The 12842-nt window shown below is 63.7% G+C and carries 11 protein-coding genes; 7 read left to right on the top strand and 4 right to left on the bottom strand.

Annotation, left to right across the window (positions count from 1 at the left end; translation table 11 throughout):
* The first annotated feature begins 208 nt into the window (after nucleotides 1-208).
* From O987_RS00510 to O987_RS00500, 3 genes are read left to right on the top strand one after another with little or no spacing between them, the layout of a single operon-like run.
* Nucleotides 209-1588: an ArnT family glycosyltransferase gene (locus O987_RS00510; RefSeq protein ID WP_051962099.1), complete on the top strand. Its 1380-nt coding sequence runs from the start codon at nucleotides 209-211 to the stop codon at nucleotides 1586-1588.
* On the top strand, nucleotides 1585-2595 hold the full coding sequence (locus O987_RS00505; protein WP_003059821.1) for an NAD-dependent epimerase: 1011 nt from the start codon (nucleotides 1585-1587) through the stop codon (nucleotides 2593-2595). The genes O987_RS00510 and O987_RS00505 overlap by 4 nt, the downstream gene beginning before the upstream one ends.
* The gene (locus tag O987_RS00500) at nucleotides 2592-3929 is read left to right on the top strand and encodes a UDP-glucose dehydrogenase family protein (protein ID WP_043370431.1); all 1338 of its coding nucleotides are present in this window, start codon (nucleotides 2592-2594) and stop codon (nucleotides 3927-3929) included. The genes O987_RS00505 and O987_RS00500 overlap by 4 nt, the downstream gene beginning before the upstream one ends.
* A 54-nt stretch (nucleotides 3930-3983) precedes the next feature.
* On the opposite strand, the gene O987_RS00495 is transcribed toward O987_RS00500, so the two are convergent.
* The 3 genes from O987_RS00495 to O987_RS00485 all read right to left on the bottom strand — a co-directional run bounded on the left by O987_RS00495 (nucleotide 3984) and on the right by O987_RS00485 (nucleotide 7437).
* Nucleotides 3984-5204 carry a HAMP domain-containing sensor histidine kinase gene (locus O987_RS00495; protein ID WP_003059827.1) on the bottom strand — a complete coding sequence of 407 codons (1221 nt, stop codon included), beginning with the start codon at nucleotides 5202-5204 and terminating at the stop codon, nucleotides 3984-3986.
* Entirely contained in the window at nucleotides 5204-5953 is a 750-nt protein-coding gene (locus O987_RS00490) for a response regulator (RefSeq protein WP_003059830.1), read from the bottom strand. Before O987_RS00490 ends, O987_RS00495 begins: the two co-directional genes overlap by 1 nt.
* 125 nt (nucleotides 5954-6078) lie before the next feature.
* Nucleotides 6079-7437: an AmpG family muropeptide MFS transporter gene (locus tag O987_RS00485; RefSeq protein ID WP_182312189.1), complete on the bottom strand. Its 1359-nt coding sequence runs from the start codon at nucleotides 7435-7437 to the stop codon at nucleotides 6079-6081.
* Between the two features lie 103 nt (nucleotides 7438-7540).
* On the opposite strand from O987_RS00485, the gene O987_RS00480 reads away from it, so the two are divergent.
* From O987_RS00480 to O987_RS00465, 4 genes are all read left to right on the top strand, one after another.
* Nucleotides 7541-8236, top strand: coding sequence for a helix-turn-helix domain-containing protein (locus O987_RS00480; protein ID WP_043370428.1), 696 nt, complete (start codon nucleotides 7541-7543; stop codon nucleotides 8234-8236).
* 109 nt (nucleotides 8237-8345) lie between these two features.
* Nucleotides 8346-9218 carry a DMT family transporter gene (locus O987_RS00475; protein WP_043370427.1) on the top strand — a complete coding sequence of 291 codons (873 nt, stop codon included), beginning with the start codon at nucleotides 8346-8348 and terminating at the stop codon, nucleotides 9216-9218.
* 37 nt (nucleotides 9219-9255) lie between these two features.
* Nucleotides 9256-10083: a M48 family metallopeptidase gene (locus O987_RS00470; RefSeq protein WP_003059843.1), complete on the top strand. Its 828-nt coding sequence runs from the start codon at nucleotides 9256-9258 to the stop codon at nucleotides 10081-10083.
* 94 nt (nucleotides 10084-10177) lie between these two features.
* Nucleotides 10178-11854, top strand: a complete 1677-nt coding sequence (locus tag O987_RS00465) for an acyl-CoA dehydrogenase family protein (RefSeq protein ID WP_043370426.1) — start codon at nucleotides 10178-10180, stop codon at nucleotides 11852-11854.
* Nucleotides 11855-11860: 6 nt separating this feature from the next.
* On the opposite strand, the gene O987_RS00460 is transcribed toward O987_RS00465, so the two are convergent.
* Nucleotides 11861-12763 carry a helix-turn-helix transcriptional regulator gene (locus tag O987_RS00460; protein WP_003059848.1) on the bottom strand — a complete coding sequence of 301 codons (903 nt, stop codon included), beginning with the start codon at nucleotides 12761-12763 and terminating at the stop codon, nucleotides 11861-11863.
* Between the last annotated feature and the right edge of the window lie 79 nt (nucleotides 12764-12842).

Here is a 12842-nt window from a genome sequence, read left to right as displayed (position 1 = left end):
GCGCCAGGCCCATTGTTTGGCCTGCAAAGCCAAGCGCAATCGTAAGTGCGCACTATCAAAACATGTGCACTCGCCAAATCCTATGGCATCAAACTCCTCGACTTCTATTCGCCCCGACTGGCAGCAAGCCCTATATACCAAGCCATGGATATGGCTGGCTCTTTTAGTTTGTGCCCATATCGTTTCCCGCATCAGCATTTCCGCGGGCATGAAATGGGACGAGTCCGAACAGATTCTCTGGGCCCAGCAATTGCATCTGGGCTATGGCCCGCAGCCGCCTCTGTATACCTGGATGCAATGGGCGGTCTGCCAGATTCTCGGCCCCTCGGTGCTGGCTCTGGCCCTGCTCAAACATCTGCTGATCGCCCTGACCTACTGCCTGGCCTGGCTGGCGGGCCGGGAGTTGCTCGATCGCAAAGGCGCGTGGTGGGTGGCCGCAGGTCTGCTGCTGATGCCGCCTTTCGGCTGGGACTCGCTGCGCGACCAGACCCATACGGTGATGGTGACGGCCATGACCATGGGCTTGTGGTGGGCGGTACTGCGCCAGGTGCAAAAGCCGCAAGTCATCAATTTTGTATGGATCGGCCTCTTCTGCGGTCTGGGCATGCTGTCCAAATACAGCTATGCCATGCTCATTGGCGCCTTGTTCGTGGCCTCCATGTCGGTGACGCAGGTACGTCGCGCCATCTTCGCCAGGGGCTGGTGGCTGGCTCCGCTGGTGGGCTTGCTGGTGTTTGCGCCCCATGCCTTCTGGCTGGCCTCGCACTGGGGCATGGCAACCACAGAGACCGTACAGAAGATGTCCATCTCCACCGAGGCTTCGCACCTGAAAGGTCTGGGCAATCTGCTCAAGGCCCTGCTTTCCACCTTGGGCCTGTGGCTGATTGCCGCCGTGCTCAGCTATCGCTCCAGACTCTGGAAGCCAGGCACCGACGCGTTTTTGCAGGGCCAGGAATGGGCCAGGCCTTTGCTGCGCAACTACCTGCTCGTCATTGCCGTCTGCCTGCTGGGCATGGTGCTGGCAGCTGATGTCACGGACTTCAAGCAGCGCTGGATGCTGCCTCTGACGTCCATTGCACCCTTGGCCCTGTATGTCTGGCGCCCTGCACTGCTGGAACAGGGCGTGGGCCGCATGTTCACCGTCTTCGTCATCGTCTTTGCCCTGATCTTTCTGATCATGGCCACGCTGCGCCCCTGGCAGGGCGGCCGCAAGAACGATCCCGACGAGCTCAACCATCCGGTCAAGACACTGGCCCAGGAACTGCGCAAGGCCGGTTATGACGGCAAGGGCGTCATCGTCGGCTCGGACCATATGATGGCGGCCATGCTGCATTCGCAGTTCCCGCAAACCTACGCCCTGGGCTGCTCCGATGGCGCACAGCTGAGGCAGTGCCTGTCTCAGGCCGGCGCCGATACCGCAGGCGGCCTGCTGTTGATCACACGTGCCGACAAGCCCGTCGCGGGCTGGTGGGACGGCATCTTCACCACCCAGGCAAAAACCGCGCTGCAGACACTGAGCATGCCTTTCGAGAAAATGCCTGCCAGCGCAACACCTGCGCAATACCAATATCTCTGGATTGCCCCATGAATCCCGTTCTGATCACCGGCTGTGCCGGCTTTATCGGCATGCATTGCGCCAAGCGGCTGCTTGAGCAAGGTGTGCCCGTGGTTGGTATCGACAACCTCAACAACTACTACGACGTGGCGCTCAAGCATGCCCGCCTCGCCGAGTTGCGCCCACATGCCCACTTCCGCTTCGTGGAACTCGATCTGGCGGAGCGGCAAGGGATGGCCGACCTGTTTGCCAAGGTAGCCCCCGGCAAAGTTCTGCACCTGGCCGCACAAGCCGGGGTGCGCTACTCCATCGATCAGCCCGACGACTACACCGACTCGAATCTGCTGGGCTTTGGCAATGTCCTGCAAGGCTGCCGCAAGCACCAGATCGAGCATCTGGTCTATGCCAGCAGCTCCAGCGTCTATGGTGGCAACACCAAGATGCCGTTTGCCGAAAGCGATGCGGTGGACCACCCCATCAGCTACTACGCAGCCACCAAGAAGGCCAATGAGCTGATGGCCCATAGCTATGCGCACCTGTACGGCATTCCCACCACAGGTCTGCGCTTCTTCACGGTATATGGTCCCTGGGGCCGCCCCGACATGGCCTTGTTCAAGTTCACCAAGGCCATGCTGGCGGGCGAGAGCATCGATGTCTATGGCGAAGGCAAGCTGGTGCGCGACTTCACCTATATCGACGATATCGTCGAAGGCATCATGCGCGTGCTGGACAAGCCCGCCACACCCGACGCCAGCTACGACAGCCGGAACCCCAACCCTGGCACCAGCACTGCGCCCTATCGCATCTTCAACATCGGCAACAACACACCCACCGTGCTGATGGACTACATCGCCGCCTTGGAGGGCGCCCTGCAAATTACCGCTCGCAAGCAAATGCTGCCCATACAGCCCGGAGACATGCACAGCACATCGGCGGACACACGAGCCCTGCAAGCCTGGGTCGGCTTCTCGCCAGCCATGCCCGTGGCCACTGGCGTGCAGAATTTTGTGGATTGGTATCGCTCTTTTTATCGCGTATGAAAGTTACTGTCTTTGGTACCGGCTATGTCGGTCTTGTGCAAGGCGCCGTGCTGGCCGACGTAGGCCACCAGGTGCTTTGTGTGGATGTGGATGAGAAGAAGGTCGCGGCACTCAAGGCCGGCCAGATCCCCATCCATGAACCTGGCCTCGATGCACTCGTCATCAACAATCAGCAACTGGGCCGTTTGCAGTTCACCACCAATGCCGCCGAAGGCGTGGCGCACAGCGAGCTGATCTTTCTGGCCGTGGGCACGCCGCCCGACGAAGACGGCAGCGCCGACCTGCAATATGTGCTGGCCGTGGCCCGCACCATCGCCCAGCACATGGACGGTCCGCGCATCGTCATCAACAAATCGACCGTGCCCGTGGGCACGGCGGACAAGGTCTCGGCCGTGATCGCCGAAGGCCTTGCACAACGCAATCTGCAGCATGCGTTCGACGTGGTATCCAACCCCGAGTTCCTCAAGGAGGGGGCTGCCGTGGGCGATTGCCAGCGCCCGGACCGCATCATCATCGGCACCGGCAACCCGGCTTCCGAAACCAAGCTGCGCGAGCTGTACGCGCCTTTCAACCGCAACCGCGACAAGATCGTGGTGATGGATGTCCGAAGCGCAGAGCTGACCAAATACGCGGCCAATGCCATGCTGGCGACCAAGATAAGCTTCATGAACGAAATCGCCAATCTGGCGGAAAAGTTGGGTGCCAATGTGGAGGCCGTGCGCCGCGGCATTGGCAGCGACCCGCGCATTGGCTATCACTTCATCTACCCGGGCGTGGGCTATGGCGGCAGCTGCTTTCCGAAGGATGTGAAGGCGCTGATCCACACCGCCAGGGAAGTCGATTTCGAGCCTCTGCTGCTCAACGCCGTAGAAGACCGTAACCATGCCCAGCGCAATGTGCTGTTCGAGCGTATCAGCGCCTTCTACAACGGCCAGCTTGAGGGCAAGACCATCGCCGTCTGGGGCCTGGCCTTCAAGCCCAATACCGACGATATGCGCGAAGCGCCCAGCCGCAATCTGCTGGAGTCGCTCTGGGCTGCCGGCGCCAAGGTGAAGGCCTACGATCCCGTGGCCATGAAGGAAGCCCACCGGATCTACGGCGAGCGTGCCGACCTGCAGTTGGCAGATAGCCCTCTGGCTGCCGTAAAGGATGCAGACTGCCTGGCCATCGTGACTGAATGGCAGATCTTCCGCGCTCCGGACTTTGACCTGCTGGCCTCAACGCTGCGCGACAGAATGATTTTCGACGGCCGCAATCTCTACGAGCCTTCCCTACCTGCCAGCCATGGCCTGGGCTATGTCTCCATAGGCCGACCCGCCCAGCCACCGTACTGAAACAAAAAGCCCCGCAGGACGAGATCTGCGGGGCTTTTTTCTGGGGGAGCCGGATCAGACCAGCGGCAGACAGATCACAAAGCTCGCACCGCTACGGCCATCCTGGCGTGCCTCGCAGTGCACAGTCCCTCCATGCCGCTCGGCGATCGACCGCACCAGCGACAGACCCAGACCCACACCGCCGGAGCGCTCGCTGGCGCCAGGCAGGCGATAGAACTTTTCGAAAATACGCTCACGCTGCGCCTGGGGAACGCCAGGGCCATGGTCCTCGACGCGAATCACGGCCATATCGTCCTGCCTGGACAGGGACAGCGTGATCTCGCCCTCGCTGTAGCGGCGCGCGTTCTCCAGCAGATTGCGCACGGCGCGGCGCAGCAGTTTCGCAATACCTTGCACCTCCAGCGGACCATCGGTCTGCATCTCCAGATCGGCATCGATGCGCGCGCATTCCTCGGCCGCCAGACCGATCAGATCGACCGACTCCACCGTGCCCACATCGACCTCGCTGGAGTCCAGCCGGCTGGCCAGCAGGATCTCGTCGACCAGTTGGTCCAACTCGCCAATATTGCGCTGGATCTCGGCCTTGGCACGTGCACTGGCCGGATCGTCGCCCATGAACTCCAGGCCCATGCGGATGCGCGTCAGCGGCGAACGCAGCTCATGCGAGGCATTGGCCAGCAAAGACTTGTGAGAGGTCATCAAGGTCTCGATGCGCGCGGCAGCGGCGTTGAACTGGTGTGCCAGATCGGCCACCTCGTCATGGCCGTGCTCGGGCACGCGCACCGACAGATCGCCCTCGCCGAAGCGCTTGACGCCGCGCTGCAGATTTTCCAGACGCTTGAGCAGGCGGCGAATGATGGGGAACACGCCCACAACCACCGCCACGCCGACTAGGCCCAGCATCCACAGAAAGCCGAACGGTGGCCGCAGCCAGAAGGCCACGGCACCATCACGCGGTGGAGGGCGACCCTCACGCCACTCGCGCGGCGCCATCCACAGCTCATAGACCTGCCCGTCCCTGGCGGCAATTTCAAAACGCACGCCATCTACGGGCGAGCCGGAGACGCGGTTGCCACGCCCCTCCACCACCACCTCGCCCTCGGGGCCTTTGAGCACCATCTCGCGCGAAGGCGGTGTGGTGCTGTTCTGCGCGCGCTGTTCCTCGGCAATATTCCAGGCCCAGGCCACGCAAAGCGTGAGCACGGCCACACCGACCACCACGGCCAGCCAGATGCGCAGATACAGGCGCTGAGAGAAGACATGCAGCAGCTTCATCAGTCTTGTTGCTTGGCAAAAACATAGCCCACACCGCGCACCGTGAGAATGCGCTTGGGAGCCTTGGGGTCGGCCTCGATCGCGGCGCGGATGCGGCCCATATGCACGTCGATCGAACGATCGAAGGCCTCCAGTTCGCGCCCTCTCACGGCTTCCATGATCTGGTCGCGCGTCAGCACGCGACCGGCGCGCTCGGCCAGCGCCACCAGCAGATCGAACTGGTAGGAAGTGAGATCGGCCTGCTGCTCGCCCACCGACACGGTACGGGCATCACGATCGATTTCCAGGCTGCCGAAGCGCATGACGGCATTCGCGGGCGCCGCCTGGCTCTCGCCACCTTTGCGGCGCAGGATGGCGCGAATGCGGGCCAGCAGCTCGCGCGGCTCGAAAGGCTTGGGCAGATAGTCGTCGGCGCCCAGCTCCAGGCCGATGATGCGGTCCATGGGATCTCCCTTGGCGGTCAGCATCAGCACCGGGACCTGTGCGGGGGCACCAGGCATGGAACGTATGCGGCGGCAGACTTCAAGGCCGTCCATATCCGGCAGCATCAGGTCCAGGATCACCAGATCGGGCAGCTCGACCGAGCCGCCATCGCTGGGCTGCAGCTGTTCCAGGCCGCTCTTGCCATCGGCCATATGGGTCACTTCCAGGCCGTTATTGCCCAGATAATCGCTCACCATTTGCGCCAGGCGAACGTCGTCCTCAATCATCAGAAGTTGGTGCGTGCTCATAGGGGGCAGTGTAGTCATGCTCGCGCCTCGATATTTCTTCAAGGCACCATGCTGCAGCACGCAGATGATCTGCTCTTGTCTGGCGCGTAAAGTTCGGTAAACGCTACACGCACCAAAAAACAATAGCTAACAGCGCTTTCCCATCAAGTGCCAGAGCCCATTTTCACTCTTGATGCCAGGAAAATCAGCAGCAGCACCGGGAAGCCCATCAGCGCCGTGGTGTGGAAGAATGCCTCGTAACCATAAGTATCGACAAACACCCCCGAGAAGCCCGCCAGCCACTTGGGCGCCAGCAGCATCATGGAGCTGAACAGCGCATATTGCGTGGCCGAGTACTGCACATTGGTCAGGCCCGAGAGATAGGCAATAAAGGCTGCCGAGGCGATCCCCCCGGCGAGATTGTCGGCACTGACCACCCAGACCAGCGCCGCGACGTCATGGCCGCGCGTGGCCAGCCAGGCAAACAGCATATTGGTGCAGGCCGACAGCACGGCCCCCAGCATCAGCACACGCATCACGCCCCAGCGCACGGCCATGGTGCCGCCCACGAAGCCGCCCAGCAGCGTCATGATGACGCCGAACACCTTGGTCACGGCGGCCACCTCTTCCTTGGTGTAGCCCATGTCCACATAGAACGGGTTGGCCATGATGCCCATGACCACGTCGCTGACGCGATACAGCCCGATCAGCGCCAGCAGCAGCAGCGCCTGCCACCGATAGCGGCCGACGAAGTCGGCAAACGGCGCAATCAGCGCGCCCTTGATCCATTCGGCGGCATTGCGTGCCGGTGCCATGGGGCGGGTTTCAGGCTCGGGCGAGAGCAGCACCGTGATCATGCCCACCAGCATGCTTGCCGCCATGGCCGTATAGGCCACATGCCAGGCCTGCACCATATAGCCCTGCACATCCCCCTGCACCTGTGACGCCACCCACAGAACGCCGGCTCCGGCCCAGATCATGGCCAGGCGATAACCGGTCTGGTAGGTGGCCGCCAGGGCCGCCTGGTCGTCGAGCTTGGCGGACTCTATGCGATAGGCATCAAGCGCAATATCCTGCGTGGCCGAGCCGAAAGCCACCAGCACTGCGCACCACACCAGGGGCTGCAGCGATTGCTTGGGGTCCATGAACGACATGCCGAGCAGGCCGGCCACGATCAGCAGCTGCGAAAACAGCAGCCAGCTGCGGCGGCGGCCCAGCATCCGCGTCAGCGCCGGCAGTGGCAGACGATCCACAAGCGGGGACCAAACCCATTTGAAGGCATAGGCCAGACCCACCCAGCTCAGGAATCCGATCGTCGTGCGGTCAATATCGGCCTCGCGCAGCCAGAAGCTCAGGGTACCGAGCACAAGCAGCAAGGGCAGGCCGGCCGAAAAGCCCAGGGCCAGCATGCGCAGGCTGGTGGGCTGGGCGTAGACCTTGAAGGCCTGGCTCCAGCTGCGCTTGGGCTTGATGGCGACGTCTGCGGAAGAGGGATTGCGGCTTGTTTGGGACGACTCGGTCATGGTCTGGTTCTCTGAGGCAGAGGGCATTATCGGTTGCCCGCGCCAGTCGCCGGGCGCTACCATTGCCCCGACCGCCGTCTCTTTCTGTAAGCAGGATTGACCCATGAGCCGTGACACCGCATCCCCGCACCCTGTGCTTGACCAGGCACAGGCATCGGTGCGCAGCTACAGCGGCGAGCATCAGGCCCATGCCCACGACTATGCCCAGATCCTGTTTGCGCTGCAGGGCCGCATGGAGCTGGAGGTGGCCGGCAGACCCAGCTTTGTAGACAGCGCCTGCGGCATGGTCATCCCCGCAGGGGCCGACCATGGTTATCTGGCCGCGCCGCAAACCCAGGTACTGGTGATCGATGCGCCCATGGCCGAGGGGCTGGACAAGCTGCGCCGCTTTGCCGTGCCACCGGCGCTGCGCTTTCCTCAGTCAAGCCTGTCGGCCGCCGCGCAAATGGCGCTGGTGCTGCAGGCTCCCACCTTGCTGCAGCGGCGTGGACTGGATCTGCTGCGGCTGCAGCAGCAGATCCAGGCCGCCTTGCACGAAAGCTGGCCCACGGCCAGACTGGCGGGCTTGATGCACCTGAGCGTGGCCCAGTTCCATGCCCGTTTTGTGGAGCTGACGGACCGCACCCCGCAGGACTGGCTTCGCGGCCTGCGTCTGGATGCTGCCGTGCGGCAGCTCAAACAGGGGGCTGCACTCGAAGCGACCGCCTTGCGCTGCGGCTACGCCTCGGCAAGCGCCCTGGCCTATGCATTGCGGCGCGAGCGCGGCGTGACATCGCGTCAACTGCGTGAGCCGCGCTGAGCTGGCGCACTTCAAGCGTTTCTCGACAGATGGGCGACCCGGGCCCGCGCATGATGGCTCACTCATGTCTGTGACTTCCGCTATCTCTTACTCATCATCCCGAAACGCCTTGGGTCCTGTCGGCCTGGTGCTGGCCGCCGCCATGCTCTGGGGTACCACGGGCACGGCACAGCATTTCGCGCCCGCACAGCTCTCGCCCTACTGGGTGGGCGGCCTGCGCATGGTCATGGCCGCACTGTTCTTTGGCGCGCTGGCGCTGCTGCTGGACCGAAGCCATGCGCGCCAGCCCATGCGCTGGGCGCGTATCGTGTTCTGCGGCCTCTGCATGGCCATCTACAACCTCAGCTTCTTTGCCGGCGTCAAGGCCAGCGGCGTGGCCCTGGGTACAGCGCTGGCCATAGGCAGCGGCCCCATCTGGGCCGGTCTGATGCAGGCTGTGGTGCAAAAGCGCATGCCCAGCGCCCAATGGTGGCTGGGCACCTGCACCGGCGTGGGCGGAGGCATTGTCATGGCGCTGGCCGCCAGCGACAGACAGCATCTGCCATGGGCGGGCATGGCCCTGTGCCTGCTCGCCGGTCTGTCCTACGCCGCCTACGCCCTGGTCAATCAGGCCCTGGTGATGCAATCGCGTGTGGCCACGGTCAATGCCTGGGTCTTTGCCTGCGCGGCCCTGCTGTCGCTGCCCGTTTCGGCCTGGCTGGGCGGGCCGCTGCAGATCAGCGCCGAAGGCTGGGCCGTGGTGACCTATCTGGGCATGGTCGCCACGGGCTTTGCCTATCTGCTGTTTTCAGTGGGCCTGCGCGGCATGTCTGCCGCGACCGGCGTGGCCCTGAGCAAGGCCGAGCCGATCACCGCCTTTGCGCTGTCGCTGCTGGTGGTGGGCGAGCGACCGGCCTGGTGGTCCGTAATCGGTCTGCTCGGCGTGATCGGCGGTCTGTGGCTGGTGGTACAGGCAGAACGAAAGACTGCAGAAGCCGTCTGACCCGAGTCCTCTTCGCGCTCGCATAGACTTGGCAGCCATGCACTCCCTCACCTCATCCCTGCGCCTGCCCGTCACCCGCAGTTGCCTGCTGCTTGCACTGGCCTGCGCGCCGCTGATGCCTGCACAGGCGCAGGTGGAGGTCGGCAAGGCATCCGTCATGCGTCAGCTGGTGCCGGCCGAGACGCTGGAGAACTCTGCGACCCAGCAATACCAGGAGCTGCTGCAAAAAGCCAAGGCCCAGGGTGCGCTGGCAGATGCCGGTAACCCGCAGCTGCAACGCCTGCGCACCATTGCCCAGCGCCTCATCCCTTATGCCGCGCAATGGAATCCGCGCGCCAGCCAATGGCGCTGGGAGGTCAACCTCATCGGCAGCAAGCAGATCAACGCGTTCTGCATGCCCGGCGGCAAGATCGCCTTCTACACCGGCATCATCGACCAGCTCAAGCTCACGGACGACGAGATTGCCATGATCATGGGTCACGAGATGGCCCATGCCCTGCGCGAGCATTCGCGCGAGCAGCTGGCCAAGAACCAGGCCACCAGCATAGGCATATCGCTGGGCGCGCAACTGCTGGGTCTGGGCGATATCGGCAATGCCGCTGCACGCCTGGGCGGCCAGTTGCTCAGCCTCAAGTTCAGCCGCAACGACGAAAGCGATGCCGATCTGGTCGGACTGGAGCTGGCGGCCCGCGCCGGCTACAACCCGCAGGCCGCCGTGAGCCTGTGGCGCAAGATGGGCCAGGCCACGGGCGAAGGCGGCATAGGCTTTCTCTCCACGCACCCGACAGGCCCCGATCGCATCCGCCAGCTGGAAGGAAACGTGCCGCGCGTCACGGGCTTGTACGAGCAGGCACGCAGGCGCTGAACACCGGCGCCAAGGCGGCTGAAAACCCGCTTTGCGCCAGCCATGCGGCGCTCTATATTGGGCTGTGACAAGCGCACAGCACAGGAGTGATCGCATGCAGGCCCTGGACACCCATGACGTCTTCAACCAGTTCGATGAGTTGACCGACATCAACCTGCTGCAGGCCGACACGGCCTTGCAGGAAGTGCTGCTGCGCCAGCAGGCCCAGGGCTTTGTTCCGGCCCTGAGCCGCTTTGCGCAACAGCTTGGCGAGAAGCAGAACTGGGAGCATGCCGAGCTCGCCAACCGCCATACTCCCGAGCTGCAGCGCTTCGACGCGCGCGGGCGTGTGCTCGATGCCGTGGAATTCCACCCCAGCTGGCATCGCCTCATGCAGCTGTATCGCGAGCAGGGTCTGATCTCTCTGCCCTTCGAGAGCCAGGGTCGCGGTCGCTGGAGCGCCTGGGCCGCCGGCTTCTACCTGCACGGTCAGGTAGAGCAAGGCACGCTATGCCCGGCCACCATGACCACAGCGGCCATCCCCGTGCTGCAAAAAGAGCCCCGGCTCTGGAGCCAGTTGCAGGCTCAGTTGTTCAGCCACGAGTACGACCCACGCGATCTGCCGCTGGCCCAGAAAAAATCCATCTGGATAGGCATGGGCATGACGGAAAAACAGGGCGGCTCGGACGTGCGCGCCAACACCACGGTGGCCCGCCCGGTGCATGATGGCGGCCGCGGCGGCGAGTATCTGCTGCGCGGCCACAAATGGTTTTTCTCGGCCCCCATGTGCGACGCCCATCTGGTGGTGGCGCGCATGGCCACGGCAAGCGGCGAACTCGGCGGCCATGCCTGCTTCTTCGTGCCGCGCTGGCGCCCCGATGGCAGCAAGAACCCGGTACGTGTGCAGCGCCTCAAGGACAAGGTCGGCAACCGCAGCAACTCCAGCGCGGAAGTGGAGCTGCAGGACGCCTGGGGCATTCTCATGGGCGAGGAAGGGCGCGGCATTCCCACCATCATCGAAATGGCCAGCTACACGCGCTTGAACTGCGTGCTGGGCAGCGCGGCCATTGCGCGCAGCGCCACCGTGCAGTCGATTGCCTATGCGCGTCAGCGCTCGGCCTTTGGAAAGCATCTTTCGGATCAGCCGCTGATGGCCTCCGTACTCGCGGACCTGGCCCTCGAAAGCGAAGCCTCCATGCAGCTCGCCATGCATCTGGCGCAAGCCTATGAGTCGGAGGCCGACGGCGACCTGCTGGCTCGTGCCTGGAAACGCATCATGACTCCGGCCGCCAAGTTCTGGGTCTGCAAGCGCTCGGTGGAGATCACGGGCGAAGCCATGGAGGTCTTTGGCGGCAACGGCTATGTGCAGGAAAGCATCGTCTCGCGCCTGTTCCGTGAAGCACCGGTCAACTCCATCTGGGAGGGCTCGGGCAATGTGATGTGCCTCGACGTTCTGCGCGCCATGGGCCGCGAGCCAGAAGCTGCGCGCCTGCTGCTGCAGGATCTCAGCGATATGGCTGCCGACCACCCCCTGCTGACGGCGATGACGCAATCGCTGGCCAGGCGCTTGTCTGCCGCACCCGATGCACTGGAGCCGCAAGCGCGCCGACTGGTGCAGGACTTGTGTCTGCTGGCCCAGGCCTGCCTGCTGCACAGGCACGCGCCCGCCCCCATGGCCGATGGCTTCATCCAGACCCGCCTTGGCGCACAAGGCGGGGCCATGGTGGTCGGAGCGTTCGACCCTGCTGGGCTCGACATTGCGGCCATACTTGAGCGCGCCCTGCCCGCCTGAATCCGCTCAGGCAGCGACCAGTGTCTTCAGCTGCCTGAAGCTTTGTGCCAGGCTTTTGCCGCTGGTGTCCAGCACATGGTCGGCCTTGGAGTAAAAGGCCGATCGGCCGTCCAGAATCCGGCGCAGATCGTCCATGGCCTCGGGGTTGGCTGCCATGGGCCGCGTGTCGCCCTGAGCCACGACACGGCCCATATGCTCGTCGGGCTGGGCCTGCAGCCAGACCGTGGTGCAGTGGCTGAGCAACTCATTGAAGGTCGCGGGGTCCGAGACAATACCGCCCGGCGTGGCAATCACCACATCGCTGTAGATCTGCACGGCCTCTTCCAGTGCACGACGCTCGTAACGGCGATAGGCACCCGCGCCATAAAGGTCATAGATCTCGCGCACGCTGCAGCCGGCCACCCGTTCGATCTCCTGATTCAGCTCCAGAAACGGCACATTCAGTTGCTCTGCCAGCATGCGGCCCAGCGTGGACTTGCCCGCGCCGCGCAGGCCTATCAGGGCAATGCGAGAAGCCCGGTGCGGGTCTCCGCTGGGCGCCGTCCCGAGAATCTCTCCGGCCGCCAGTCGCACACGCTGCAAATCGGCCTCGCTGCGGCCCTCGAGCAATTCGCGCAGAAGCAGCCATTCGGCACTGGCCGTCGTCACATCGCCCAGCAGCTCGGCCATGCTGCACTGAAGTGCCTGTGCGATCTGCTGCAGCACGAGGATGGAGACATTGCCCGTGCCGTATTCGAGATTGGCCAGATGACGCTCGGACACCACCGCCGCAGAAGCCAGCCCGCGGCGCGTGAGACCGCGGCGCGCACGCAGATTGCGCACCCTCTCGCCCAAGGCCTGCAGCAACGGGCTTTTGCCCGCCTCATCCCCTTCCGCAACCGACGCGGATGCCATGTCTAACTGATCCATAAAGCTCCTCAGAGGCCGTGAATGATAAACAGTCGGGGTTAACGCGAATCATGCAATATATTGCTTGACACTGCATTGT

Source organism: Comamonas testosteroni TK102 (genome assembly GCF_000739375.1).
GTDB classification, from domain to species: domain Bacteria; phylum Pseudomonadota; class Gammaproteobacteria; order Burkholderiales; family Burkholderiaceae_C; genus Comamonas; species Comamonas brasiliensis.
The sequence above is the reverse complement of the archived record's forward strand: the minus strand, read 5'-3'. Positions and strand labels throughout refer to the sequence as shown.

What these genes read in the sequence shown, in the direction of transcription:
- O987_RS00500 (WP_043370431.1), top strand. Translation starts at nt 2,592, where the DNA reads ATGAAAGTTACTGTCTTTGGTACCGGCTATGTCGGTCTTGTGCAAGGC.
- O987_RS00480 (WP_043370428.1), top strand. Translation starts at nt 7,541, where the DNA reads ATGAGCCGTGACACCGCATCCCCGCACCCTGTGCTTGACCAGGCACAG.
- O987_RS00495 (WP_003059827.1), bottom strand. Translation starts at nt 5,204, where the DNA reads ATGAAGCTGCTGCATGTCTTCTCTCAGCGCCTGTATCTGCGCATCTGG.
- O987_RS00505 (WP_003059821.1), top strand. Translation starts at nt 1,585, where the DNA reads ATGAATCCCGTTCTGATCACCGGCTGTGCCGGCTTTATCGGCATGCAT.
- O987_RS00490 (WP_003059830.1), bottom strand. Translation starts at nt 5,953, where the DNA reads ATGACTACACTGCCCCCTATGAGCACGCACCAACTTCTGATGATTGAG.
- O987_RS00460 (WP_003059848.1), bottom strand. Translation starts at nt 12,763, where the DNA reads ATGGATCAGTTAGACATGGCATCCGCGTCGGTTGCGGAAGGGGATGAG.
- O987_RS00510 (WP_051962099.1), top strand. Translation starts at nt 209, where the DNA reads ATGAAATGGGACGAGTCCGAACAGATTCTCTGGGCCCAGCAATTGCAT.
- O987_RS00470 (WP_003059843.1), top strand. Translation starts at nt 9,256, where the DNA reads ATGCACTCCCTCACCTCATCCCTGCGCCTGCCCGTCACCCGCAGTTGC.
- O987_RS00465 (WP_043370426.1), top strand. Translation starts at nt 10,178, where the DNA reads ATGCAGGCCCTGGACACCCATGACGTCTTCAACCAGTTCGATGAGTTG.
- O987_RS00485 (WP_182312189.1), bottom strand. Translation starts at nt 7,437, where the DNA reads ATGACCGAGTCGTCCCAAACAAGCCGCAATCCCTCTTCCGCAGACGTC.